The organism is Enterococcus sp. C50, assembly GCF_040887505.1.
Lineage (GTDB): Bacteria > Bacillota > Bacilli > Lactobacillales > Enterococcaceae > Enterococcus_B > Enterococcus_B thailandicus.
On record NZ_JBFOFW010000009.1, the window covers coordinates 1 to 25,319 of the forward strand.

Consider the following 25,319-nt stretch of genomic DNA (forward strand, 5'->3'; position numbering starts at 1 on the left):
TGTTCAGTTTTCAAAGGTCTATTCTTTTTTGTTTTAACAACTTTTATATCTTAACAGATTCTTTAGAAGTTGTCAACACTTTTTGTTTTTTAATTTTCCGCCGCTTTTTTAACGACTTGATAAGTTTATCATTCAGTTTGTTATTTGTCAACAACTTTTTTATTGAAATATCAAACTTTTGAAAGCTTATTACTTAAGCGACTTTGTTATTCTAACATGTCATTCTTTATTCGTCAACACTATTTTTTAAAGAAATTAATGTTGTTAGTAAGTAAAGAATTATTAGAGAACAAATAATAATATAGCAATCTATTTCTTAAATTGCAACAGAAATAATTACTTTTTTGAATAATATTTTTAAAAACGAATATTCAAAAAAAATGTTTCTTTTTTGTTCTATTTTTCCTACTATTTTCTTGCTAAGTTTTACAAATTACTGCTTATAGTTCGTCCATCAAATACTTGTGTTCCCCCGCCTTGTAGCTATTTTCTATAAAAAAGGAAAAGACAAGCAAAACGAAATCGTTTTACTTGTCTTCAGATTTTACTATTGGGATGAATATTCGAAAAATCGTTCCTTGACCAACAACACTTTCAGCGATAATTCGCCCCTTATAACTTTCAACTAATTGCTTAGCGATAGACAGGCCGAGACCATTTCCACCTTTTGTGCGAGCTCTAGCTTTATCAACTCGATAAAACCGATTAAAGATTTTCTTCAAGTCTTCTTGTGGAATCCCCTCACCAAAATCTTGAATCGCAATCTCAAATTCACTTAACGTAGAAGAAATCGAAATATGCACTTCTTTTCTCGTCGTAGAGTATTTAACCGCATTATCAAGAATAATAATGATTAATTGTTCAAAATGATTACGGTAGATTTGCAAGATTACTTCTTTAGATAAATCATCATCCAAAGTGATTACATAGTCTGGATATAAGATCTTAAAGTTATTGTAAACTTGATAGGTAACTTCTTTTCCTTTTGTTGTTTCATTACCATAATGAATATCAACTTGTTCCGCCCTCGAAAGATCTAGCATTTCTTGAACAAGACTTTTCATACGGCTAATTTCTTGCATACTTGCGCTAAGAGACTCCTCTAAGATTTCAGGGTCATCTTTTCCCCAGCGGTTTAGCAAACTCAAATGACCTTCAATGATTGCTACTGGTGTTCGTAATTCATGGGACACGTCTTGAACAAATTGTTCTTGTTGCTCCATGTATAATCGCATCCGATCAAGCATTTCATTAAAGATCTCAGCTAAATCTGCTAATTCATCATTTGTATCAATTTCAGGCATATGAATATCTGACTGTGGATCTTTTCGGATAGTATCCATCGTATCTCGCAGAACTTTTAACGGCTTCAGGAAATAAGAGGATAGGAAAAACCCCAAGATACTACTTAGAATCAATGAAACGACTTCTAAAATAATCAGTGTTAACAATAATTTATTGCGTATATCATAAAAAGAGGACAGCTCATAGAAAGTTTGCGCATACCCAATTTTTTCACGGGTTCCTTTAGAATAGATTGGTTGAATAGATAAAAATCCTGTTCTCCCATCAATCGTAACGATCGTTGGAACTTTTCTGGTTGTTTGTAACAATGATTGACTATGCTGCTGCGTTTTAAATATCAGCTTTTCTTCTAAATTGTAGACGAATAAATCCAATGATGACTGACCAAGTTCTGCAATGAAGGAATCAATTTTCATTAAGTTCCCTTCGATATTCGTCGTTTGGTCGTCAATATTACTATCATTTGTAGTTGTATTAGTCAAATTTCGGTACGTATTGACTAAAGTCAGCTCTTCATCTGAGTTAGCTAACCGAGAGGCCACTTGCGAAATCGTTCGTTCCACATTGTTTCGTTCTTTAGCAACAATCAGATTGATTGAAGACTTATAAGTAATAACCGCAAAAATAGTAAAAACAACAAATATAAAGAAAGAACTTGCAAAGGCCCACTTGATAGTCAAGGAGGGACCTTTCAGTTCTCTTTTTTCCGATTTTTTCGGTTTGATCACGAGCGCATCACATAACCTGTTCCGCGGACAGTTTGGATATAGCTTTCCTCCCCAGGAACATCAATCTTATTGCGCAAGTAACGAATATATACATCGACAACATTCGTTTCGACTTCTGTTTCATAACCCCAAACTTTGTTTAATAGAACATCACGGGCTAGTACTACATTGACGTTTTCCATCAACGTCAATAATAGCTCATACTCACGTTTGGTTAATTCAATTACTTCGTTTCCACGGCGTACCACACGATTTTCTTTTTCAATTGTTAGGTCGCGATAAGTAATTGTTGTTTGTTTTGCTACGTTTTTATCACCTTCGATATCAATTCGACGTAACAAAGCTCGCAAGCGGGCTAATAATTCTTCAATTGCAAATGGCTTAACAATGTAGTCATCTGCTCCATGGTCTAAACCTGATACGCGGTCAATCACTGAATCCCTAGCAGTCATCATGATGATTGGTGTGTTTTTTACTTGACGGACACGTCGACAAACTTCTAATCCATTTAACTCTGGTAACATCAAATCTAGTAAAATGGCATCCCATTCATTATTTAAAGCAGCGTCTAATCCTGTGCGGCCATTATAATGAACTTCAGCATTGTACCCTTCGTGCTTTAATTCCAACTCGACAAAGCGAGCTAAGTTCTTTTCATCTTCAATGATTAGAATATTACTCATCTATTATTTTATCCTTTCCCTCTACGCGATTTCTACAAACTCTATCATTATACCGATATTCTACTTAAAAATCTATAGTCATTCTATCATGAATAAACAATTTTAAAAAGAGCCGAAGTCTATTCGTAACAAATGACTTCAGCTCTATCATGATTTATCTAAATTTTCAGTTTTGCAAAGTCAAGAACTACTTACTCTTCATGATACCAAGAGTAGTGGAAGATTCCTTCTTTGTCCACACGTTCATAAGTGTGTGCACCAAAATAATCACGTTGTGCTTGAATAATGTTTGCTGGCAAGCGTTCTGCTCTATAAGAGTCAAAGTAAGAAATTGCTGAAGAGAATGTTGGCACTGGTACACCAGCTTGAACGGCTAAAGCAACTACATCTCTCACTGATTGTTGATATTTCTTTGTGATTTCAACAAAGTAATCATCTAACAATAAGTTTTCGATGTCTGGGTCTTTATCATATGCATCTGTGATCTTTTGTAAGAAACGAGCACGGATGATACATCCTGCACGCCAGATTTTAGCGATTTCGCCAAATGGCAAGTCCCAATCGTATTCTTTTGAAGCTACTCGTAGTTGTGCAAAGCCTTGAGCATAGCTCATAATTTTGCTAAAGTACAATGCTTCACGGATTTTCTCAACCAATTCTTTTTTGTCACCAGTATATTCAAAATTATTTGGATTTGACAAAATTTTACTTGCTTGGACACGTTCGTCTTTATAAGCAGAGATATAACGAGCAAATACAGATTCTGTGATCAATGGAAGTGGCACACCTAAGTCTAAAGCACTTTGACTTGTCCATTTACCAGTTCCTTTATTGCCAGCTGCATCAAGAATGACATCAACAATCGGTTTGCCTGTGCCTTCATCGTCTTTACGAGTCAAAATGTCAGCAGTGATCTCGATTAAGTAGCTATCAAGTTCCCCTTGATTCCATTCTTTGAAGATCTCAGCCATTTCATCAACTGATAGCCCAAGAATATTCTTCATTAAGTCATAAGACTCCGCAATCAATTGCATATCTCCATACTCAATTCCATTGTGAACCATTTTTACATAATGACCTGCACCATTTGGCCCAATATAAGTTACACATGGTGCGCCATCTTCTGCTTTAGCAGAAATTTGTTCTAAAATCGGTGCCACTAATTCGTAGGCTTCTTTTTGCCCACCAGGCATGATAGAAGGGCCTTTTAGCGCGCCTTCTTCTCCACCTGAAACACCAGTACCAATAAAGTTGATTCCAGAGTTTGCTAATTCTTCATTGCGACGAATTGTATCTTTGAAGAATGTATTTCCGCCATCGATCAAAATATCGCCTTTATCTAAATGAGGTAATAATTCTTGAATCGTTGCATCAGTAGCTGGTCCTGCTTTAACCATCAAAAGAATACGACGTGGTTTTTCAATTGAAGCAACAAAGTCTTCCATTGTATAAGTTGCTTTAAAGTTTTTATCTGGATGTTCTTCTACTACTTCTGTTGTTTTTGAACCAGTACGGTTAAATAGAGCGACTGAATAACCGCGGCTTTCAATATTTAAGGCTAAGTTTTTGCCCATAACGGCCATACCGACAACGCCGATTTGTTGTTTCGTCATATGAACTCCTCCTACATTTGGGGTTAATCCCCTAATCTCTCTCATTATAGCCTAACATTGGTGCAATGCAAACCAATGTGCAAAATATTTTGGCGATTCCGAGAAAAAAATAAACCCCAAGGCTCCATGGTTAGCCTTGAGGTTTTACATTTTCTAATTAAAATGTATTAAGCTTCTTTAGACATTACGTCCTTACCATCATAGTAACCACAATTTGTACATACGTGATGGCTTTTTTTCATTTCACCACAGTTAGGACATTCGTTTAAACCTTTGATTGTCAATTTGTAGTGTGTACGACGTTTTGCTTTTTTAGCTTTTGATGTTCTTCTAGCTGGTACTGCCATTTTGCTACACCTCCTTGTAAAGTCTTGCATCCATTTAGATACAATATATTCCAATCTTACTCGTTATCTTTATTCCTTTGATTCATCATCAAAAAATTCCGATAGTTTTGCAAGACGAGGATCTACTTTTGTCTCAGCTTCTTCCACTTTTCTGCGCTCATGTTCTGCTTCAGAAATAACTTCCCAATCTGCCCCTTTAGGTAGGTTGGTTTCGTCTGCTTCCTCTGCTTCAGTAAGCACACGCATTGGAATTGCCAATAAAATATTATCTTCGATTGACTCTGTCAAATCAAGCTGTGTGCCCTCAATCAACAAAATCTCATCAGCAGATAATTGTTCGTCTCGACTTTGATACTGTTCTACTGTCATGAATAATTCATCAACCGGAAAATCCATCACTAACTCAACAGGTTCGAGTGAACGTGTTGATGGGACAGTCAGAGTCGTTTGCACAGTGTAATGAACGATATAGCCTTTTTTATCAACGGAAACAAATCCTTCAACAGCCACTGGTGCAACATCGAGTATTAAATTATCGCGTTTCATTAAACCTGATTTTAAATCAAGTGTTTCATGAAATACTAATGGTGTCTCTTGATATTTTCGTAATTCTAGTAAAGACCATTTCATTTTTCATCACTCCTAAGCAACAAAAGCAATTATACAGGGCAAAAACGTCCTTGTCAATGAAATTTTCTTGACACCTTACAGTTCATAAAAAAACAGTACATTATTTGGAAAATCAGTTTTCTTTTTTCACTTTTCCAACAAAATTTTCCTTTTCTTTTTTGCTAAAGTTCGATTAAGACGTCTTTTGACAAATTGATTTCTTTTCTCAAAAAATTTTTTTGGAATTTTTTCTGTTCAATCGAAATAACAAGTAATCGGTTACTGATTTCGCAAATTTTTTCAAATGTATCCATCTAAACGTTTCCTGCTAGCTTCGCAAACGACTTCGTTGAACTTTCAGTTGCTATCAAGAAACGAATCCATTACAATAACTATTATTTATATGGATAAAGAGAGGAGCTAACACATGAACACACGAGATATTGAATACTATGTTCAATTAGTCAAACTAAAAAACTTTACAAAAGTTGCTAATCTATTTCATGTTAGCCAACCCACAATCACTTATGCTGTCCAACGGCTTGAAAAAGAATTAAACGCTGTTCTCATCGTCCGAGATCGCTCGCACAATGAACTATTGATCACACCAGCTGGTCACCAACTGTTTATCCACGCACAGTCCATTCTTCAAGAAATCACTCGTGCAAAAGCTGAGATTCAACAACTACAAACAAAAAAAATTCGTCTTGGCATGCCACCAATCATTGGAAATGAATATTTTCCAAAATTATCCGGTTACTTCATTAGGCAAAAGTTGATGAATCAATTAGAAATCATTGATGGTGGTTCCCGCGACTTGTATGGAATGATTCATCAAGGTCAAATTGATTTAGCTTTACTTGGTTCAACTCAGCCAATTGTTGATCAGTCCTTAGAGACACAGTTGCTCTTAGACAAACGGTTTATGATTGTTGTCTCACCAGAACATCCACTTGCCCAAAAAGAAGCTGTTTCGTTCAAAGAATTGATCAGCGAAGAATTTGTTTTATTGAACGAGCATTACGTCCATCCTACTGCTTTTTCAAAATTAGCAAAACAAGCACACATCGAACCAAAAATTGTGTATCAAAGCAATGATTTATCCATTTTAAAAAGTATGATTCGCGAACAAGTTGGTATAGGTTTTTTAACAGAAATTGCGATTCATCCAGAAGACCAGTTAGTTGTACTTCCACTAACTGACACTGTACAGCCACGCTTTCTGATTTCACTTGTCACGCGCACACAGCAATTGCCAACTGATTTACAGCAACAAGTTGTCCGCGTCATTAATGAATTTATTCAGACACAAAAAAACAGCCCCTCAGATTGAGGAGCTGCTTTTTTTATACTATCTAGCAAATTAGATAGCTGTTGTTTCGCCACGGTATACAATACCACGACGTGAATCAACAGTAATTAATTCACCATCAACGATTGTTGAAGTCGCGTCTTTTGCACCAACGATTACAGGAATATCTTGAGCGATACCTACAACTGCTGCGTGTGAAGTTAAGCCACCTTCTTCAACTACGACTGCTGCTGCTTTTTCAATAGCAGGCATATATTCTTTATCAGTTGTTGGAACAACTAATACCATGCCGTCTTTTGCTTTTTTAATTGCTTCTTCAGCAGATGAAGCAACTACTGCGTTTGCAACAACAGATTTTTGGCCAACGCCTTGAGCTTCTAATAATTTAGAACCAATCATTTGAATTTTCATTACGTTAGTTGTTCCACGTTCACCAACTGGTACACCAGCAGTGATCAAGATTAGATCGCCTTCTGAAGCAAAGCCTAATTCAACTGCTTTTTTAGCAGCTAATTCAAACATTTCATCAGTAGTTGTTGGTTTTTCAGTAACTGTTGGGTATACGCCCCAGTTTAACATCAAACCACGTTTTGTGCGTTCGTCAAATGTAACTGCCAAGATGTCAGCATCTGGACGGTATTTAGAAATCATTTTAGCTGTGTAACCAGACTCAGTTGCAGCAACGATTGTTTTAACACCTAAGTTTTTAGCAGCACGAGCTACTGACAAACCGATTGTTTCAGTAACATCAGTTTTGTCAAATTGATTGATTTGGAATGTACCTAATTCAGCTAAAGCTTTTTCAGCTTCTTGGTCAATACGAGCCATTGTTGAAACAGCTTCTACAGGGTAGTCACCATTTGCAGATTCACCTGATAACATTGTTGCGTCTGTACCATCAAATACAGCGTTGGCAACGTCAGATGCTTCGGCACGTGTTGGACGTGGGTTTTCTTGCATTGATTCTAACATTTGTGTAGCTGTAATAACTGGGATACCAGCAGCGTTACATTTTTTAATGATACGTTTTTGAACCATTGGTACTAATTCAGCTGGAATTTCAACACCCATGTCACCACGAGCAATCATAACACCATCAGAAACTTTGATGATTTCGTCGATGTTGTCGATACCTTCTTCAGATTCAATTTTAGGGAAAATTTGAACGTGTGTCATATTTTTTTCTTCTAAAATTTCACGAATATCTAAAACGTCTTGTGCTTTACGTACAAAACTTGCAGCGATAAAGTCGATGTCGTTATCTAAACCGAAACGGATATCGTCAGCATCTTTTTCTGTAATACCTGGTAAGCTGATTGATACGCCTGGTGCGTTAACACCTTTACGTGATCCTAGCATACCTGCATTTTTAACTACTACAACTAATTCACGGTTTGCTTCGTCTTTTTCAACGATTTCCATGTCAATAAGACCATCATCGAATAAGATGTGTCCACCAACGTGAACGTCTTCAAACAATCCAGGATAAGTTACAGCGATTTTTTCTTTTGAACCAACATGTTCAGGGTCCATAGAGATACGAGTTTGATCTCCAACTTCGAATTTGATATAGCCGGCACGGCCAAAATCAGCTTCTGTTGTTCCTTGAACTGTTGTACGGATTTCTGCACCTTTAGTATCTAAAAGGATACCTACATCTTTGCCTGTTTTTTTAACGGCTTCACGAACCATTACCATACGTGATAATTGTTCTTCATGATCTCCATGTGAGAAGTTAAAACGGAAGACATTTGCTCCAGATTCGATCAGTTTAGAAATAGTTTCTACTGAATTACTTGCTGGTCCTAATGTACTAACGATTTTGGTTTTTTTCATTTTACAAAACGCTCCCATTCAATTTTGTTTATTTAAAGCTTTACAGCTTAAATAGCTATTAATTATAGATAGTTCAGTTGAGTCAAACAAAGTTTGCTCTGGTCTTATTCATTCCTTTGATTAAATCAAATTAGAATGAAAGAGTATTGTTTAATTCGTACAATGATAAGTCTGGTTTATGTTTGTTGTTTTCCAAAGTGTCAATGATGTCAGAAGCAACAATTTCATTGTCATGAATCCCAACACATAATCCGCCTTTACCTTGTTGTAATAATTCAACAGCATAAGCACCAAATTTACTTGCTAACACACGATCACGTGCGCTTGGTGCGCCCCCACGAACAACGTGTCCTAAGATAGATACACGAGTATGGTAGTCGCCGAATTCTGAAAGTTTTTCAGCAAATTCGTTTCCGCCCATTACACCTTCAGCCAAGATGATCAAGCAATGTTTTTTTCCACGATCGCGGCCTTCTTGGATTTTTTTAGCAACAGCAGCCATGTCAAAATCATGTTCTGGAATGATGATTTCATCAGCTCCGCCTGCAACACCTGACCATAAAGCGATATCGCCAGCGTTACGTCCCATTACTTCAATAACGAATGTACGAACGTGTGATGTAGCTGTGTCACGAATGCGGTCAATTGATTCAAGCACTGTATTAATTGCTGTATCAAAACCGATTGTGAAGTCTGTACCAGGAATATCATTATCGATTGTTCCAGGAATTCCCACTGCTGGGAAACCACGCTTAGTTAAAGCCATCGCTCCATGGTAAGAGCCATCTCCACCGATAACTACTAAACCTTCAATACCGAATTTTTTCAATTGTTCGATACCCTTTAATTGACCTTCTTCTGTAGCAAATTCTGGGTAACGAGCAGAGTACAAGAAAGTACCACCGCGTTGGATCTTATCACCAACGTCAGCAACGTCAAGACGACGAATATCTCCGGCAACTAATCCGGCAAATCCGTAGTTGATTCCATAAACTTCTAGACCTTCATAGATTCCTTTACGAACAACTGCGCGAATCGCTGCGTTCATTCCAGGTGCGTCTCCGCCACTGGTCAAAATTCCGATGCGTTTCATATAAACATTCACCTCATTAAAATACTTTATCCTAAGAAGACTTAGGCTATAACCATTTGTTTGCAATAACCACGTCTAACATTCTAACATTATTTTTCTAACTTGTCTTGATTAATAGCTAAAAAAATGAAAAAAAATGAAAGCACGTAGTATTTTTTACCGTAACTTATTTGAAAACAACATTTTCCTCTTGAAGTAAATAAGAAAGCTGTCCTCGCAGACTCTTACTCCCATCTACCCAGTTTTCCTCTGATAACACGATTTTCCGTTGTGTTTTTTCATAGTATAAAACAACTGGAATGTATCCGGGATGTTTCTGAAAAATTGTTTTCAATTGATGCATTGTTTCATGGTCTTCTTGTCCTTCTGTGATTCTTAAATAACAAGTTTGATCTGGAAAGTTTTTCTCAAATTCTTTCGCATCTGCAAATGTTTCGCCAATCAATTGTAATTCTTGGTTATAGCGACTTATTTCACTACGACCTTGTACAAACAGTACGTGATTCACTTCAAAAAGATTTCTGAATTGGCGATACAGCTTAGGAAAAACAGTAACTGTTACTTCACCTGAGCTATCCGTTCCTTCCACGAAAGCCATTCTTTCTCCTTTTTTTGTCCGAATTTCACGAATATTTTTGATGTACAATAACAAACTTACTGTCTGCTGAGGCACAATTTCGGTAATCAATTGAACACGTTTAGCTAAACGCAATCGCTCATATCCTTCTGTTGGATGACCAGATAAATAAACACCAAGATATTCTTCTTCTAGTGTCAAACGTTCATCTAATGAATAATCTGCAATTTCTTCTTCCTTCAACGCCATGATTTCCATCAAGTCCAAACTGCCGCTACTGTATTGAACGTTTTGGATCTTTCCTTCTAAATCGAGCATGAGCTGCTTACGATTTTTTTCTAACTCATCGAATACACCTACAGCAACTAAAGGTTTCAGGATATCTTCTTTGAGCCATCGCTTATCTATACGAATCAAAAACTCATCAACAGATTTGAACGAACCATTTGTTTTTCTTTCATTGATAATCTCTTCTACAAAATCTCGCCGTACCCCTTTGATTGCTGTCAAACCAAAACGAATCAATTGCGAATTGACTAATTCAAACCCATAAGCGCTTTGATTGATGGAAGGCGGACTCAGCGTTAACTTGTTCTTTCTAGCTTCAGCAAGGTATTCTTTAAGCTTAGCGGTATTGTGTCGCACAGCATTCATCAAACTAGTAAAGAATGCTCCTGGATAATGTGCTTTGAGATAAGCCATTTGAAACCCAACAAATGAATAAGCGAATGCATGTGAACGATTAAATCCATAATTAGCAAAACGCTCGATATAATCGTACACTTCAATTGCCTTTTCCTTAGAATATCCTTGCGCTAGTGAACCAGTTACAAAGTGTTCTCTTTCTCTATCAATAACTTCCTTTTTCTTCTTACTAATTGCACGTCGTAAAATATCTGCCTGACCTAAAGAAAATCCAGCCATCGTTGAAGCAATCTGCATGATTTGTTCCTGATACACAATAACTCCATAGGTATTTGCCAAAATTGGTTTTAATGCGTCATCCGGGTATTGAATAACCTCTTTCCCTTTTTTTCGTGCAATAAAGGTATCAATATTTTGCATAGGTCCAGGACGATACAAAGCGTTGACAGCAGCGATATCTTCAATATTTTCTGGTCCCAAACGCCGTAAAACATTTCGAATTCCTGCCGATTCAAATTGAAAGACGCCGGTTGTCTCCCCTTTTTGAAACAATCGGAAAGTTTTCGCATCATCCAGTGGTATCTGCTTAAGTTGAAGGTCGATTTTTTCTACACGTTTGATTGATTTAAGCGCATAATCAATAATTGATAAGTTCCGTAAACCTAAGAAATCCATTTTCAGCAATCCGATTTCTTCTACGGCATTCATAGTATATTGCGTTAAAAAAGCTTCGTCTGATCCCTGTTGTAAAGGAACTAGCTCTAATAGATTGCGGTCGCTCAATACCACCCCTGCCGCATGTGTCGATATGTGACGTGGCAGCCCTTCTAAAATGGTCGCTGTTTGAAACAGTAATTGATTTTTTTTATTTGCCTGCACCAATTCAACTAGTTTATTCGAAGTTTGGTAAGCTTGTGACAAGGTGATTTTTAATTGATTAGGGATCGCCTTTGACCAGCGATTTGCCTCACTTTGTGAAACACCAAATACTCGCGCAACGTCTCTTAATACCATTTTGGCAGCCATTGTTCCAAAAGTTGCAATCTGTGCCATATGATACTGCCCGTATTTTTCTCGGACATAATTCAAGACTTCTTCACGTTTATTATCAGGAATATCCAAGTCAATATCAGGCATTGTGTAACGTTCTGGATTTAAAAAACGTTCAAAGAGCAAATTATATTTCAAAGGATCCACATCTGTGATTGCCAAAACATAAGCAACTAATGAACCCGCAGCTGATCCACGACCCGCGCCAGTAACGATTTTTTGTTTGTGTGCAAAAGCCATCACATCCCACACGATTAAAAAGTAATCGTCAAATCCCATTTGATGAATAATTTTTAATTCATAGTCTAAACGTTGTTGATATTCTGGTGTCAAAGATTCTACTCTTTTTGATAACTGATTTTGACACAATTGTTTGAGGTATACCGCTGCCGATTCATCATTTGGTACTGGATAATGCGGTAGCAGTTTTTGATGAAATTGAAACTCAAAATTCACAGATTCAGCTAATTTTTGAGTTGTCTCAAGAACTTTGTACGTATATCGTTCATTAAATTTTTGAATCATCTTACTCTCTGATTCAAGAAAGTTTTTATTTTCTAGTTGACTACTATCTGCTAATTCTTCTGACGAAATTTGTGTACCTTCTTTTATATGTTTCATTGTTTCCAATGCAAACAAATCTTCCTGATGCAAGCTTGCAATCGGATGTAATGCACACAGTTGTTCCTCTTCAGCTGACAGAAACTCGTACCATTCTTTAGAATCCGAAACGGTTTGGCCAGTTACACCCACATAAAAATCGTGGAAATGGACTTTTTCTTTTAGCATTTGCCAATGACTAGCAAACGTTTCTGCCGTGCCATAATCATTTGCAATCGAATGACTATCTGGCACAATCAAAATCAAGTGGTCCGTCTTCGTCCATGTGTTCAGTTCAATAGTACCTTCAATCATTTTTTTACTCGAAACATTCATCAATTGTTGGTAACCAATCTTGTCTTTTGCATAAACTAACAGTCCGTAGTCTTTGTCTTCAAAAGTGTACTCAAGATGTATGCCAATAATTGGTTTGATTCCTTCTTTGACGCACTCTTGGTAAAATTCTGCGGCGCCGTACAAAACATCCTCATCAGTGATAGCTAAATAAGTGTATCCAAGTTTTTTAGCTTCACGGACATACTCTCGTATGCGAATCGTACTTTGTAACAAAGAATATGAAGTTCTCGTATACAGTTGTGGAAAAAACATCTTGCATTCCGCCTTTTTTTTCGTTAAAATTCACTATCGTTAGTACAATTAAGCATTGTACCTTGCTTTACATTCAAAAAAATTCTGTTAAAATTGGGATAGAAAAGAGGTGTTCTTCATGCGATATATTGTAACGTTATTTTGGTCCCTAGTTTTAGGACAAGTTGTTGGTTACATTGGTAGTGCCTTGACAAAAGGAACTTACGATTTTGCTTTGACAGCAATTATGTCACTAATTGCCGGTATCATTATCATCTTAATCGGTGCAGTTGCTCCAACAAAAAAAGAAGCCTCATCGCACTCATAGTAAATCAAAACAGATTGGGAAAGCAAGTTTTCCCAATCTGTTTTTTTGTCTACGATTCGTTTTTTTAAAATTTACTACGTAAAACCTTTCTAAAATTAAAAAGCGAGAGTCCGATATTCGATAAGACAAAACAACTGGTTACCACAAACACCGCACTGTAACCAAATGAATGGGCAACAGTCGAACCAAGCATTGGTCCTAAAACCTGCCCAAAATTACTAAACATTTGATTGTAACTATACACTCGACTCACACCTTCTTGAGGCGTGATTTTGCTAATCAACGTATTAATCGAAGGCATCAATGCTCCAGTTGAAAAGCCCAAAATAAAACGTAAAATTCCTAACTGTAATGGTGTTTGAACGAATGCCATAGGAAGGTAACAACAAAACGATAAGACCAATCCAGCAAGCAACACTTTATGGTTACCGATTTTATCCCCTAGCTTCCCTAATTTGGGAGAAGACAGTACCGCTGAAACCCCAGCAACTGAAACGATCAACCCACTAATAAAGAGAACATTATTGATATCTCCGCTCAATTGGCGAATATACAACGTTAAGATTGGACTGATACTAGTCACACCAATTTGTAAAATCAATGTTGTGATAAATAGTCCCACTAAAATAGAGAAATGATCCATTTTTGAAAAAATTTCTTTTGTGCTGACTAAATCTTTCTTCTCAACTGGATGGAAATCCTCTTTTACTAGAAAAATTGTTAAGATTGTCGTTACTAAAAGTACTGCACCCGTAATAATAAAGACGTTCTCCATGCCAAACCATTGCGCTAACGCACCACCCATGGACGGACCAATCAAATTCCCTGCAATTGCTCCAGTCGAAAGTGTCCCTAATGCCCAACCACTTTTTTCCTTCGGCGCTTGTGATGCAATCATTGCTGTAGCATTTGGAATATACCCAGATAAAATTCCATTAAAGAAGCGCATAATTAACAGCCAATACACATTAGGAACAAAAGCCAGTGAGCCCATGGTGATTGTCATTCCCGCTGCCGCTCGAACCATCATAATTTTCCGCCCTTTTCGATCTGCTAAATTTCCCCAAACCGGTGCAACAATTGCTGCTGCAAAAGCAGTAACTGAAATCGCTAATCCAGAAAATAATTCAACCTGATCTTGAGGCGTCCCTAGTTGTTCGACGTAAACAGGAATAAACGGCATGACTAAACTAATACTTGCACCAGTGAAAAAACAACCAATCCATGCAATAATTAAATTCTTTCTCCATTTAATCCCCATTCATCATCCCTCTTTCATCTTTCTTCATCATACCTATTTTTAAAGCAACAAGCAACGAATGTGAAAGCAAAAACAAAAAAAGACAAAAAATTCTGACTTTTCTATTACTCAACTAAATAAAAAGACAAAAAGTATCGTCAACAGACGTACTCTTTGCCTTAAAAATTTTAACAGAGATATTTTTGATTGATTTGTTTCATTTACTTAACTAGTTTAGATTGTCGCTAAAATAATAAAGTTTAAGATAAATAAAATATCAACTACCCACAAAGCAAGCGATACTTCTTTTGCTTGTCCTTTAACTACCTTCACAATTGTATACATGATAAAACCAGCAGCAATCCCATAAGAAATGCTATAGCAAAGACCCATAAAAATTGAAGCAAAGAAAGCAGGTAAAGCTTCATCAAGATTCGCCCATTTGATATCTGCAAATGAAGCCATCATCATTACACCGACTAAAATCAAAGCAGACGCCGTTGCTTGTGCAGGAACAATAGCAATCAATGGAGAGAATAAACTGCTTAGTGCAAATAAGATTGCAACGACTACCGACGTTAAACCAGTTCGACCACCCGCACCAATTCCGGCAGCAGATTCGACATACGTTGTTGTATTTGACGTACCAAAAATTGCACCAACTGAAGTTGCAATTGCATCAGCAAACAAAGCTTTATCCATTTTTGTTTTGAATCCTTTTCCATCTTCCAATGCATCCTCATCTTCTTTTGAGAAAATGCCTGTACGACGTCCCGTTCCGATAAATGTACCAATCGTGTCAAATGTATCTGATAAACTAAACGCAATGATTGTCATTAAAACTTGTGGAAGTCTTGAACTATCACTGAATAAAGATTGCATTCCCTCTGCTCCAAAAGCAGCACCAAAAGTTGTTCCTAATTCTTTAACTGAGTTTCCTAATGAATTAGCTTGCCAATCAATCGCTTGAAGATCGACCACACCCATCAATACACCTAAGATAGTTGTCACTACAATACCAATCAGCATTGCACCACGCACATTTTTAACTACTAAAATTGCTGTTATAACTAAACCAATAACTGCTAATAAAATGGGTGCATTATTGAAATTTGCTAAGGCTGGAACAATTCCACCATTAATTGTTACGTTTGTTGCCTTACCACCTTCAACTACAGAACTCGTGATTGCTGATTGATCCGCACTGAAAGAAAGGAACCCTGCATTTTTGATTCCCACATACGCAACGAAGATTCCAATACCGCCCCCAATGGCGTGTTGTAAACTTTCTGGAATTGCGTGAATAATCATTTTTCGAATTTTTGTTACTGTAATAAAAATATTAATCAACCCACAAATAAAGACCATTGCTAAAGCTTCTTGCCAAGAATAACCAAGACCAAACACGACAGTAAAAGTAAAGAAGGCATTCAAACCCATCCCTGGTGCTTGTGCGTAAGGAACATTCGCAAACAAGCCCATTACTAACGTCCCGATAACCGAAGCAATAATTGTTGCCAAGAAAACTGCTTGAAATGGCATTCCTGAAGCTGATAAAATCGTTGGGTTAACAAAAAGAATGTAGCTCATTGCAAAGAATGTTGTAACCCCCGCCATTATTTCTTTTGATACATTTGTTTTGTTTTCCTTCAATCCGAAAAACTTATCCATAAAAAATTCCACTCCCTGATTTTTTCTGATGAGGAAAGATAATAAATAAGACCAACAACTAATTTCCTCGAACAATTATTGATTATATCGTCGCTTCATTCGTTTTTCAACTAAAAAATGGTATTTAAACATTAAAAAGCAAAAAACGTTCGTGTTTTGCTTCATTCTTTCTAAAAAAGGGCGTTTTTCATTCTTCAGTTATTGATTTTCGCACTTGTTTATTGCGTCAAATATGCTAGACTAAAACAAATATCAGCTGAGAAAGGACTATCGCCATTGAATAAAAAGCTTATTGCCATTGATTTAGATGGGACTACTCTGAATCAAGACTCTTTAATTACAACTAAAACCGAACAAACCTTAAAAAAAGCCATTGCAGCAGGTCACTATGTTAGTATCGCTACTGGACGACCTTTTCGAATGAGTTATCAATTTTATCAACAGTTAGAATTAACTACCCCAATGGTTAACTTTAATGGGGCTCTTGTACACATTCCTAATCAACTTTGGAGTGGCGAAAAAGAATCACAAATCAATCGCGAGATCGCCTTTGAAATTGTTTCACAAAAAAAAGCATTGAATCTTGACTTCGTTGCCGCTGAAAACCGCGAAACTTTTTTTATTGATAGCTTAGATTTTTTCGATGAAAAAATCTTTGCTTCATCAAACCCGAGTGAAAAAAATCTGCTTTCTCCTCAAAACCTGACAACTAATCCAACTTCTTTGCTCGTTCGTACAGAAAAACAATTTGCAGAACAAGTTTCAAATGAATTGACCCGTCAATTTGGTAGTTATGTAGATGTCCGCACTTGGGGTGGACCAACAGCTATTTTAGAAATCGTTTCTAAAGGGATTGAAAAAGCAAAGGGTGTTCACCAAGTAGCCAATTATCTTGAAATCAAACAAGAAGACGTCATCGCATTTGGTGATGAGCACAATGATCTTGAATTATTGGAATATGCTGGTTGGGGCGTTGCAATGGCAAATGGCACCGATCAACTAAAAGGGATCGCTAATGACATTACGGAAAAAACGAACCAAGAGGATGGTCTAGCCGATCATCTAGAAAAATTACTTCAACTATAATTTGTATTTATTCTATAAGTAAGAAACAAAAAAAGCCTAAGACATTGATTGTCTTAGGCTTTTTTTTGCAGTGAAAAACTAGCTCATTTAGAATAATTTCAAGCGTTTCATCCACGGAAACATACATTTTATCAATGAATTTTTCAGCTTTTTTCTTCTATAGAAATTAATCCTTTTTTCTTCTATCCTTCTTAGACAGTTACATAATCAATTGGTTCTGCTTGAGGGATTGTTTCATCAATAAAGTAAACTTTGTACCAAGTTAAGAAACTAAAAATCGTCCAGATCTTACGTTGCTCTTCTTTGACTCCTTCATGATGATTGTTTAACAATTCCATGATTTTATCTTGGTCAAAGAATTCTTTTGCAAAATCTGCTTCAAATAAAGCTTTCACTTCTTGATAACCATGTTCTTCTTTTAGCCAAGCTTTAATTGGCACAGGGAAACCTAATTTCACACGGTTTGACCATTCTTCTGGCAACTGTTTGTTTGCTGCTTGTCTGAAAATATCTTTCGTGTTGTTTTGGTTTAATAAATATTTGCTTGGAATTTGTTGTGCTAATTTCATCACTTCAATATCCAATAATGGCACACGAACTTCCAATGAACTTGCCATTGATAATTTGTCAGCTTTCAACAAAATATCTTTTGGCATCCATTGATGAAGGTCAACATATTGCATTTTATTGACTTCATCTTTGATTCCATCCGTTTTTTCGTAATGGACAGCCATAATTTCACTCACAGATGGTGCATCTTGATAAGTTGCTGTCAATAAATCAGCCGCTTCCTTTTCTTCAAAGACACGCGCATGACCAATGAAATACTCTTTAGCCGGCGCAAGTGATTCATATAAATGAATACGTCCGTGGAAGTTTTTCATTTTACCAATTTTGCGACCTAAACTATAACGCGTTCCTTTTGGCAATTTCTTCAACCCTTGCGCAATCACACGAATAAATTTTGAATTCGTATGGAAGCCATATGTTTGATAGCCAGCAAATAATTCATCTGCCCCTTCACCGGATTGAACCACACGGACACTTTGTGAAGCAAGGTTAGCTAGAAAATACAAAGGAACACAAGAAGGATTTGAATCTGGTTCATCCAAATGATATTGGATCAACGGAAATGCTTTGAATGACATATCTCCGTCGATAACCGCCGCAGTATTGTCTAAATCTAAAATCTCTGTTAATTTACGTGCTTCAATTGCTTCATTGTATGTTTTATCATCAAAACCAATTGAAAATGAATGATCTGGTTTTAAAACCGAAGTCACATAACTTGAGTCAACACCACTTGAAAGGAATGAACCAACTTCAACATCACTGATTGTATGTGCCTCAATCGAAGCTTTAACTGTTTCATCAATTTTGTCAATCCATTCTTGGCGAGAATGTGTACCTTTTGTTTCAAAATCAGCATCCCAGTATTCTTGAATGTTTAACTCACCGTTTTTATAAGTAAAATAATGGCCTTCAGGTAAACGGTACACATCTTTAAAGAATGTTTCGCCATTCAAAGGTGAGTATTGAAAAGTCATATAAGGTTTCAATGCTTCTTTATTTAACTCTTTTTGGAAATCAGGATGTGGTAAGAAACTTTTGATCTCTGAACCGAACATAAACGTACCATTCATTTGTGCATAGTAATAAGGTTTGATTCCAAAATGATCACGGGCACCAAAAAGTTCATTTTTATCATTGTCCCAAATAGCAAAAGCAAACATTCCACGAATTTTTTGTAATAATTCTGTTCCCCATTCTTCATAACCATGAAGAAGAACTTCCGTGTCAGCGTGTGTGCGAAAAACATGTCCTGCGGCAAGTAATTCTTCTCGCAGTGGACGATAGTTATAAATCTCACCATTAAAGATAATGATTTTTGTTCCATCCTCATTATAAATAGGCTGTGTTCCGCCTTCTAAATCAATAATACTCAATCTTCTAAAACCTAAAGCAACGTGTTTATCGACATACTCACCAGAACTATTAGGTCCACGGTGTACAATGCGATCCATCATCGCGTTTACAACTGCACTCTTGTTATCTTTGTCATTAACAAAACCGACAATCCCGCACATTTAACTTTCACATCCTAATATAAATTACTTTTTCATTTTTTTATTTCATACTTTTCATCTTAACACACTCGAAAAGCGCTGACGAAAGGTTCTTCCCTAACAGTTTCGTCACATGAAAATAAGTTATGAAAACTTTTGAACATTTAATAAAAAGTTTTTCAATAACTAATTTAACATGTTTTCTTTTATGATGCTATCTTAATCCCTCATGCTTAAAAGAAATTTTGACTCTCTCATTTGCGCTACTCTATTTTTTAATTCCATAACTGCTAGAAAAGCGTTTTTTTTAACTTTTTTCACATTTTCATTCTATTAAACCTGCATTTAAACCTGCATTTATTCACAACTATTTTTATTTAGTCGTTATGTGACAGCACAAAAAAAGATTGAGATATGAATACTCAATCTTGTTTTGTTTTAGTTTAAATAAGGAAGGTACAGGATTTGTGATTTTATAATAGTGAAAGGAAAATACAGATATATTCAATTTTAAAGTAATATTTTTTATGTAATACGAGCAAATACTAGTAAATGATAGTATTCAAAACGTAGTCAAAAACGTAATTAAAAACGGGGTAAGTGTTCGATTAATCGCAATAACAAATATAGACTTCAACTATCATTTAAGTTGAGGTCTTTTTATGTACCCTGTAGGACTCGAACCTACGACATGCCGTTTACCGTTAGTAGTCTTGCGTTTCTACCTTGGCAGGTGTGTTGGAATTGGCAGACAAGTACGATTGAGGGTCGTATGAGCGTTCGCTCGTGTGGGTTCGAGTCCCATCACCTGCATATTTTTTAGCTCTTAAAGCAACTATTGCTTTGAGAGCTTTTTTATTTAGCATAACATATCTATTTCGGAATAATTTGCAATTGATTTATCGAACGTTTGTTCGTATAATGTTTTTGAGGTGATCTTATGTTTGAGATTGACGGAGTGTATTTATGGTTCAATTATGATCCAACGCATAAATTTGTTACCGATCTATATAAGTTTTGGAATACTGAAATCATATTTGAAGCTATCGAAGATAGATTGCTAATAAATTTATATCATAGTCAAAAGAACTATATTAAAATATCTGCGTCTAAAAGTAGGAATGGCAAGCCAGTTTATTTTCTATTTGATGTGAAAACAAATATCCCTGATGTTCGTCAAAAACACCAACGTTATGACTACGTTGGTTATTCTTTCATAAAACCTGATAAGGAGTGATTCATTTGGAAAGACTTTTTGGAACAATTGATAAAATAAAAATCGTGCAATATAGTTCTACCCCACTCGTCCGTTTTAGCTTGAATGATGTTAATTGCTTAATTGCTAATCACAGTTTAAACTTCTTAGCTGACGTTGAAGAAAAAATGAATATCACTATTTTTGGGTATTATAATAGTAGAAAACAATTTGTTGTAAAAAAATATAAGTTAAATAGCAAACCGAAAATCGTTGTTGAATTTGAAAAGAGCATTTACCCAAACAAAAGACCTTACTAAAAAAAGTAAGGTCTTTTTGCTTTTTATTATGTAAAAGCATTGATTTATTTCTATATCCGATATATAATATATATAGTTAAGGAGGTGATAAACGATTGAGTCGGAAAGATAAAAGGGAAGAAAAAAACTTGAACAGCAAAAACAACTTACAACTAAAATCGGATTAGCAATCGCAGTGCTTTCTCTGATTGATAAGTTAATAGATTTGCTGAACAAGCTACTCGAATAGGGTTAAGGGCTGAAAAGCCCTCCCTTCCCTTTTATTATATCATATATGAAAGGATTGATTTAAATGAAAAGAAAATTATTAAATGGATTTTTAATTATTGTGATGATAATTTTGATTATTTCAATCGTAGTTAAGTTAGCTAACTTATTTTAAGGAGTGAACAGCATGACAGAAAAAAAGACATCAGACGCACAAATTAAAGCTAGTCGTAAATGGCAAGAAAAAAATAAAGAACAAATGAACTATATTAGAAAACGATCTGCCGCACGTGGATTTTTGAAGATTACTAACAAGGAAGATATCAATGAAATGGAACAATTACTTAAAAATAGAAAAGAGGAACTTGTCATGGAAGAATACGAATCATTAAAAACGTTTATCGAAAACGACTACGCAGAAAAAGATTTTGGACACGGCGATTTAGAAGAATTTGATCCAGAAAAAATTATGAATGGTGAAACTGTAGAAGTATTATCAGACGATTTTGGGCATAAGCATTCTCGCGTAAAAGTAATTATTTCTTCAGATGACCTTAAACTAAACGACACACTAGACGTATATACTGTTAATTTTATGGATAAAGAAGTTTATGTTTACTATGTAAATGCCGATTGAGGAGATTGCAAAATGAAAACTGAATTTGCAGGTATTACCTCTTACTTTCAAAACGAAGTAAAAAAATATCGAGTAGACTTAGTCGTCAATCGTAAACACTATCAAAAAAGAGGATTTACAACTTTAGAGTCTGCTCGTAAATACAGAAATGAATTAGAAGAACAATACAAAAAAACTATTCAAGTGAATGCGGACGTTATTGTTCACACTTACTTGAATAGTAGCTCTATTCGAGAAACAGCAATTCATCATAATATGTCGCGCCAGAAGGTGCGGAAAATTTTGATAACTGCAGGTGTCTATTCTACTCCACAAAGTATCAAAGTTAACGAGCTGTTAGACAATGGTTACACAACACAAGAAGTTGCTGAAAAATTGGATATTTCTGTCGGGACTGTTAATAATTTAACCTCCTACCGCAGAGGTGAATATGGTGTTGGTAAAAAATAAAAAGCCCTCAGCCAATATTGATTGGTTGAGGGCTTTCGCAACCTGAAGAATAATCAGGTACATAAAGTTATTTCATATTTTAGAATCGTTATCTCAAACGAACACACGCCGTTGAGAAAGGCCCTAGGAAAAAGTGAATTCCTATCTACCACTAATTAAGTCCTTATACTCGTTAGCTTTAATATTAGGTTTATATCCTGTAGATATTACTTTAGATATTCCATAAATGTTCTGTTGAGGATATCTAAAGAATCCATTACCACTATTAGAATCATTAGTCAAAATATTATTGATTCCAAATTCGTTAGCAATAGCTATATGTTCAGCATCCTTAATTCCACCGCCGTATGTTGTATATATTTTTCTAGCATTTTCCCTAATAATAATTCTGCTATCGGGTTGAGAAGCTGGATTTACATCATCAAGTACGTCCCCATACTGCCTTAACACATTGATGGCCGAACTAAATCTATCGTTCGATTCATTATTTATTGTAGCAAAACTTCCTTGATCAAGCTCGTTTTCCATATCTTTCCATTTTGCCGGTTGATATCCAAATTGTTTTGCTTTACTTTTTAAAGTATCAACGTGTATACAATCAAATAGCTCCCTTTCGGTTAAAACTGACCAAAAAACATCATTTCCACGCGTGATAGAATACTCCTTCAGAAACTCTTCAATCTTATAAAAATTAGGTTGCCGTAACACTAACATTAAAGCAAGATTTGTATCTAGATACATTTCACTGGGAAACAAATTATCATCTGCCCAATTTTTTTTTGATATATCAAAAGGCAAAGAAGAGTTAAACGTCATATTTTTTCTCCCCTTCTTTTAAGTTACTATTTTCTTGATAAAAAGGGATTAAAGTAGTTACACTTATAATTTTACCACTAACTCTAATTTCTTCTAATCTTTTAGCTCTATTTTTTTTCTTTTGTTCTTTAATTAAAACAAGCTCTTTATTGGCCACTAATACCACCTTTTTCTAAATAAAATTGTTTATATTCATCAGTCTTATCTAGTAAATATCTTACCGAATTCAGAATAAATTCTTCAGTAAGCTCTGCAATATTGATTTGTGACTGATTACAAAAAATATACAATTTATTAAAATCATCAATACGAGGTTCAATTTTAAATTCTTTTGGATTATCTCCAAACGTATCTACTAAGAACCTAAATCCAACTCCGTCTGTTTCATTATCATTTATTCCTAATTTCCCCAAACTTACATCAGCTACAGAATATTCTAAATCTACTATATCTTCTATAGAAATATTAGTTTTTCCAGTATTGTCGAGGTCTAAAAGATCTAACAAAGTAGTTAACTTCACAAATGAAGTACTTATCAAATCAGTAGACGGGAATGCTACAGCAATTTCATTATTAGGACGATTCAAAATTAAAGCATGGTCGCTGAATTGAAAAAGGGCAATTTGTGAATCAATGTTTTGTACATTCACAACATCATTAAAATTTTTAGTAATTCTATTGATTTTTTTCTCTGTGAGTTCTCCAAATTCTTTATTTATGCTAACCGTAATATTCATGCTGCCATTCCTCCAAATTATGATTGTGTACGCAAAAAGCAGCGCTTTTCTGCGCTTGTTTTAAGACACGCCAAATTCGTCATATTACCTCAATAATAAAAATTCAACAAAAAGGTACATTTATCTTTATTAAAAGTATCCGATAGTTATGATTGAAAGTCAATATATATGAGCTAATTTTATAAGCTATTTGGATAGTATGTTTGACAAGAAGAAAATTATAATAATTTGAGTGCAACAATAACAAGTATTCTTCTCCTATCAAAAAATATTTACAATTTTACTTACTAGTTAGCTTACTATTTTAGCTAACTTATGTACAGCCCGCTCAATGAGCGGGCTATTTTTATCGTTTAGGAATATTCAAATACCAACGCGAGTCATGAAAATCTTGTGCTCCACCGCTCGTATTTCCTTTTGAATCATTTGTTGCACGCATCATGACATAGACTTTTTTATTTGGGAATCTACGCATATTAAATGAGATATGATACCCAACATTTCCATTTGTGCCATACGATGAGTTTACGTCTGGACGTGAAACGCCATTTGCTTTTACACGAGCCAGTTCTTTTCCAGTATTATAGTCCATGATAAAGATATACTCGTATTTGTAATTAGCTACGTGCCAGCCAGCTACGTGCAAGTTAGCATTTTCGATTTCACCGAACTGGTCAATGTGAGCATGGTTTGTTCCATCCGTTAGTGTACTATTACCTGCACCTGCTCTGGTTGGGTCAATGACTGGCTCTGCAGGTGATGTTGTAGGATTGTCATTTTCTGAACTAAATCCATGAACAAGGTCATTTGCTAGCTTAGTTTTTGAGACTCCCATCTCAGATAGATAGCCGTATGGATCACTGTGATCTCCCCAAATATTTTGAGTTACCCATAAATGCGACTTAATTCCAGATTGATTATAAGGCGTATCTAATGTCAGAGGAATTCCATATTTCTTAGCAGAATCTCTTGCTAGTTCAACATATGCCTTGTAGTTTTTTTCAAATGTGTTTTTGTCGTGAGTGTGTTGCAACTCGATTTGCACTGGACTATTTGCATTGGCATATGAACCAGCTCCATATTGGACATAACCAGGTTGCCCAACTTGGTAAACAATGCCACCATCGCCCACGATATAAGCTGTGTAAGCATTGTACCAAGAACGCTTCATATATTGTGCTTCATTTCGACCTGTTGCAGTTTCGTTTGCCGTTTCATGAAGCAAAATATACCGATTGTTTGCTAGTTGTGAACTACCTTCGTTTGCTGACAAATTAAATTCATTATTGATTGAGTAAGCAAATGCGTTTACAGGTAATAAAAAAAGAGCTGTAACAGCTCCAAACAAAAATTTCTTTTTCATGTAGTACCTCCTATTTATTCGAATTGTATGCAGAAACACCAGTAACAACACCTAAGAAAGTAGCAATCGCATTAATGGTTAAAACTGCCATGTCGGCTCCTTGCCAGCCATATGCTTTCCCCAAAGTCGCGACTAAAACAGAGGCTGCAGGTAATACAGTCAGCACGCCCCACTTGATTACGTTGTAATATTTGTCTGGTAAAATCATAAAACTATC

24 protein-coding genes and 1 tRNA gene are annotated in these 25,319 nt (G+C 35.7%); 8 read left to right on the forward strand and 17 right to left on the reverse strand.

Features of this window, described 5'->3' with window-relative positions; translation table 11 throughout:
- Positions 1 to 527 precede the first annotated feature (527 nt).
- From AB3I20_RS10780 to AB3I20_RS10805, 6 genes are all read right to left on the reverse strand, one after another.
- The gene (locus AB3I20_RS10780; RefSeq protein WP_067484140.1) at positions 528 to 2,033 is read right to left on the reverse strand and encodes a HAMP domain-containing histidine kinase; all 1,506 of its coding nucleotides are present in this window, start codon (positions 2,031 to 2,033) and stop codon (positions 528 to 530) included.
- Entirely contained in the window at positions 2,030 to 2,716 is a 687-nt protein-coding gene (locus AB3I20_RS10785) for a response regulator transcription factor (protein ID WP_002290973.1), read from the reverse strand. Before AB3I20_RS10785 ends, AB3I20_RS10780 begins: the two co-directional genes overlap by 4 nt.
- Before the next feature lie 191 nt (positions 2,717 to 2,907).
- Positions 2,908 to 4,329, reverse strand: a complete 1,422-nt coding sequence (gndA, locus tag AB3I20_RS10790; protein ID WP_067484139.1) for an NADP-dependent phosphogluconate dehydrogenase — start codon at positions 4,327 to 4,329, stop codon at positions 2,908 to 2,910.
- A gap of 167 nt (positions 4,330 to 4,496) precedes the next feature.
- A complete protein-coding gene (rpmF, locus tag AB3I20_RS10795) occupies positions 4,497 to 4,676 on the reverse strand; it encodes a 50S ribosomal protein L32 (protein WP_067484136.1) in 180 nt (59 codons plus the stop codon).
- 69 nt (positions 4,677 to 4,745) lie between these two features.
- Positions 4,746 to 5,306, reverse strand: coding sequence for a DUF177 domain-containing protein (locus AB3I20_RS10800; protein WP_067484133.1), 561 nt, complete (start codon positions 5,304 to 5,306; stop codon positions 4,746 to 4,748).
- A 161-nt stretch (positions 5,307 to 5,467) separates the two neighbouring features.
- Positions 5,468 to 5,599: a hypothetical protein gene (locus AB3I20_RS10805; protein WP_270344834.1), complete on the reverse strand. Its 132-nt coding sequence runs from the start codon at positions 5,597 to 5,599 to the stop codon at positions 5,468 to 5,470.
- Positions 5,600 to 5,712: 113 nt separating this feature from the next.
- On the opposite strand from AB3I20_RS10805, the gene AB3I20_RS10810 reads away from it, so the two are divergent.
- On the forward strand, positions 5,713 to 6,618 hold the full coding sequence (locus AB3I20_RS10810; RefSeq protein ID WP_071869305.1) for a LysR substrate-binding domain-containing protein: 906 nt from the start codon (positions 5,713 to 5,715) through the stop codon (positions 6,616 to 6,618).
- A gap of 30 nt (positions 6,619 to 6,648) precedes the next feature.
- Here the strand turns inward: AB3I20_RS10810 and pyk are convergent, their stop codons facing one another.
- From pyk to dnaE, 3 genes are all read right to left on the reverse strand, one after another.
- Positions 6,649 to 8,433 carry a pyruvate kinase gene (gene pyk, locus AB3I20_RS10815; RefSeq protein ID WP_067484128.1) on the reverse strand — a complete coding sequence of 595 codons (1,785 nt, stop codon included), beginning with the start codon at positions 8,431 to 8,433 and terminating at the stop codon, positions 6,649 to 6,651.
- Between the two features lie 130 nt (positions 8,434 to 8,563).
- The gene (pfkA, locus tag AB3I20_RS10820) at positions 8,564 to 9,526 is read right to left on the reverse strand and encodes a 6-phosphofructokinase (RefSeq protein WP_067484127.1); all 963 of its coding nucleotides are present in this window, start codon (positions 9,524 to 9,526) and stop codon (positions 8,564 to 8,566) included.
- A gap of 166 nt (positions 9,527 to 9,692) precedes the next feature.
- Positions 9,693 to 13,007 carry a DNA polymerase III subunit alpha gene (dnaE, locus tag AB3I20_RS10825; protein ID WP_368027308.1) on the reverse strand — a complete coding sequence of 1,105 codons (3,315 nt, stop codon included), beginning with the start codon at positions 13,005 to 13,007 and terminating at the stop codon, positions 9,693 to 9,695.
- 118 nt (positions 13,008 to 13,125) lie between these two features.
- Between dnaE and AB3I20_RS10830 the strand changes: the two genes are divergently transcribed.
- Positions 13,126 to 13,314 carry a YjzD family protein gene (locus AB3I20_RS10830; RefSeq protein WP_067484125.1) on the forward strand — a complete coding sequence of 63 codons (189 nt, stop codon included), beginning with the start codon at positions 13,126 to 13,128 and terminating at the stop codon, positions 13,312 to 13,314.
- A gap of 64 nt (positions 13,315 to 13,378) precedes the next feature.
- Here AB3I20_RS10830 and AB3I20_RS10835 read toward each other — a convergent pair whose 3' ends face one another.
- Both AB3I20_RS10835 and AB3I20_RS10840 read right to left on the reverse strand, forming a co-directional pair.
- Entirely contained in the window at positions 13,379 to 14,575 is a 1,197-nt protein-coding gene (locus AB3I20_RS10835) for a multidrug efflux MFS transporter (RefSeq protein WP_067484123.1), read from the reverse strand.
- 213 nt (positions 14,576 to 14,788) lie between these two features.
- Positions 14,789 to 16,225: an NCS2 family permease gene (locus AB3I20_RS10840; protein ID WP_368027309.1), complete on the reverse strand. Its 1,437-nt coding sequence runs from the start codon at positions 16,223 to 16,225 to the stop codon at positions 14,789 to 14,791.
- Between the two features lie 276 nt (positions 16,226 to 16,501).
- Here AB3I20_RS10840 and AB3I20_RS10845 point away from each other — a divergent pair, with 276 nt between their 5' ends.
- Complete coding sequence (locus tag AB3I20_RS10845; protein ID WP_067484119.1) at positions 16,502 to 17,311, forward strand: Cof-type HAD-IIB family hydrolase; 810 nt, start codon at positions 16,502 to 16,504, stop codon at positions 17,309 to 17,311.
- Between the two features lie 191 nt (positions 17,312 to 17,502).
- Here the strand turns inward: AB3I20_RS10845 and asnB are convergent, their stop codons facing one another.
- Complete coding sequence (gene asnB / locus AB3I20_RS10850) at positions 17,503 to 19,398, reverse strand: asparagine synthase (glutamine-hydrolyzing) (protein WP_368027310.1); 1,896 nt, start codon at positions 19,396 to 19,398, stop codon at positions 17,503 to 17,505.
- Positions 19,399 to 20,106: 708 nt separating this feature from the next.
- Between asnB and AB3I20_RS10855 the strand changes: the two genes are divergently transcribed.
- The 5 genes from AB3I20_RS10855 to AB3I20_RS10875 all read left to right on the forward strand — a co-directional run bounded on the left by AB3I20_RS10855 (position 20,107) and on the right by AB3I20_RS10875 (position 22,186).
- Positions 20,107 to 20,190: transfer RNA gene (locus tag AB3I20_RS10855), tRNA-Leu, on the forward strand.
- A 127-nt stretch (positions 20,191 to 20,317) separates the two neighbouring features.
- Positions 20,318 to 20,614 carry a DUF5960 family protein gene (locus tag AB3I20_RS10860; RefSeq protein ID WP_368027311.1) on the forward strand — a complete coding sequence of 99 codons (297 nt, stop codon included), beginning with the start codon at positions 20,318 to 20,320 and terminating at the stop codon, positions 20,612 to 20,614.
- Positions 20,615 to 20,619: 5 nt separating this feature from the next.
- On the forward strand, positions 20,620 to 20,892 hold the full coding sequence (locus tag AB3I20_RS10865; protein WP_368027312.1) for a hypothetical protein: 273 nt from the start codon (positions 20,620 to 20,622) through the stop codon (positions 20,890 to 20,892).
- 394 nt (positions 20,893 to 21,286) lie between these two features.
- A complete protein-coding gene (locus tag AB3I20_RS10870; protein WP_067481108.1) occupies positions 21,287 to 21,736 on the forward strand; it encodes a hypothetical protein in 450 nt (149 codons plus the stop codon).
- A 12-nt stretch (positions 21,737 to 21,748) separates the two neighbouring features.
- Positions 21,749 to 22,186 carry a DNA-binding response regulator gene (locus AB3I20_RS10875; RefSeq protein WP_368027313.1) on the forward strand — a complete coding sequence of 146 codons (438 nt, stop codon included), beginning with the start codon at positions 21,749 to 21,751 and terminating at the stop codon, positions 22,184 to 22,186.
- A gap of 141 nt (positions 22,187 to 22,327) precedes the next feature.
- On the opposite strand, the gene AB3I20_RS10880 is transcribed toward AB3I20_RS10875, so the two are convergent.
- The 5 genes from AB3I20_RS10880 to AB3I20_RS10900 form a co-directional block, all read right to left on the reverse strand.
- Positions 22,328 to 23,002 carry a hypothetical protein gene (locus tag AB3I20_RS10880; RefSeq protein WP_368027314.1) on the reverse strand — a complete coding sequence of 225 codons (675 nt, stop codon included), beginning with the start codon at positions 23,000 to 23,002 and terminating at the stop codon, positions 22,328 to 22,330.
- The gene (locus tag AB3I20_RS10885; protein WP_368027315.1) at positions 22,992 to 23,159 is read right to left on the reverse strand and encodes a hypothetical protein; all 168 of its coding nucleotides are present in this window, start codon (positions 23,157 to 23,159) and stop codon (positions 22,992 to 22,994) included. The genes AB3I20_RS10880 and AB3I20_RS10885 overlap by 11 nt, the downstream gene beginning before the upstream one ends.
- Entirely contained in the window at positions 23,149 to 23,739 is a 591-nt protein-coding gene (locus tag AB3I20_RS10890; protein ID WP_368027316.1) for a hypothetical protein, read from the reverse strand. Before AB3I20_RS10890 ends, AB3I20_RS10885 begins: the two co-directional genes overlap by 11 nt.
- Before the next feature lie 346 nt (positions 23,740 to 24,085).
- Positions 24,086 to 25,102 carry an N-acetylmuramoyl-L-alanine amidase gene (locus AB3I20_RS10895; protein ID WP_368027317.1) on the reverse strand — a complete coding sequence of 339 codons (1,017 nt, stop codon included), beginning with the start codon at positions 25,100 to 25,102 and terminating at the stop codon, positions 24,086 to 24,088.
- Positions 25,103 to 25,112: 10 nt separating this feature from the next.
- A complete protein-coding gene (locus tag AB3I20_RS10900; RefSeq protein ID WP_270346637.1) occupies positions 25,113 to 25,310 on the reverse strand; it encodes a phage holin in 198 nt (65 codons plus the stop codon).
- Positions 25,311 to 25,319 lie beyond the last annotated feature (9 nt).

Coding starts and splice junctions, on each gene's coding strand:
- AB3I20_RS10785 (WP_002290973.1), bottom strand. CDS start 2,716: ATGAGTAATATTCTAATCATTGAAGATGAAAAGAACTTAGCTCGCTTT.
- gndA (WP_067484139.1), bottom strand. CDS start 4,329: ATGACGAAACAACAAATCGGCGTTGTCGGTATGGCCGTTATGGGCAAA.
- rpmF (WP_067484136.1), bottom strand. CDS start 4,676: ATGGCAGTACCAGCTAGAAGAACATCAAAAGCTAAAAAAGCAAAACGT.
- AB3I20_RS10800 (WP_067484133.1), bottom strand. CDS start 5,306: ATGAAATGGTCTTTACTAGAATTACGAAAATATCAAGAGACACCATTA.
- AB3I20_RS10805 (WP_270344834.1), bottom strand. CDS start 5,599: ATGGATACATTTGAAAAAATTTGCGAAATCAGTAACCGATTACTTGTT.
- AB3I20_RS10810 (WP_071869305.1), top strand. CDS start 5,713: ATGAACACACGAGATATTGAATACTATGTTCAATTAGTCAAACTAAAA.
- pyk (WP_067484128.1), bottom strand. CDS start 8,433: ATGAAAAAAACCAAAATCGTTAGTACATTAGGACCAGCAAGTAATTCA.
- pfkA (WP_067484127.1), bottom strand. CDS start 9,526: ATGAAACGCATCGGAATTTTGACCAGTGGCGGAGACGCACCTGGAATG.
- dnaE (WP_368027308.1), bottom strand. CDS start 13,007: ATGTTTTTTCCACAACTGTATACGAGAACTTCATATTCTTTGTTACAA.
- AB3I20_RS10830 (WP_067484125.1), top strand. CDS start 13,126: ATGCGATATATTGTAACGTTATTTTGGTCCCTAGTTTTAGGACAAGTT.
- AB3I20_RS10835 (WP_067484123.1), bottom strand. CDS start 14,575: ATGGGGATTAAATGGAGAAAGAATTTAATTATTGCATGGATTGGTTGT.
- AB3I20_RS10840 (WP_368027309.1), bottom strand. CDS start 16,225: ATGGATAAGTTTTTCGGATTGAAGGAAAACAAAACAAATGTATCAAAA.
- asnB (WP_368027310.1), bottom strand. CDS start 19,398: ATGTGCGGGATTGTCGGTTTTGTTAATGACAAAGATAACAAGAGTGCA.
- AB3I20_RS10860 (WP_368027311.1), top strand. CDS start 20,318: ATGTTTGAGATTGACGGAGTGTATTTATGGTTCAATTATGATCCAACG.
- AB3I20_RS10870 (WP_067481108.1), top strand. CDS start 21,287: ATGACAGAAAAAAAGACATCAGACGCACAAATTAAAGCTAGTCGTAAA.
- AB3I20_RS10875 (WP_368027313.1), top strand. CDS start 21,749: ATGAAAACTGAATTTGCAGGTATTACCTCTTACTTTCAAAACGAAGTA.
- AB3I20_RS10880 (WP_368027314.1), bottom strand. CDS start 23,002: ATGACGTTTAACTCTTCTTTGCCTTTTGATATATCAAAAAAAAATTGG.
- AB3I20_RS10890 (WP_368027316.1), bottom strand. CDS start 23,739: ATGAATATTACGGTTAGCATAAATAAAGAATTTGGAGAACTCACAGAG.
- AB3I20_RS10895 (WP_368027317.1), bottom strand. CDS start 25,102: ATGAAAAAGAAATTTTTGTTTGGAGCTGTTACAGCTCTTTTTTTATTA.
- AB3I20_RS10900 (WP_270346637.1), bottom strand. CDS start 25,310: ATGATTTTACCAGACAAATATTACAACGTAATCAAGTGGGGCGTGCTG.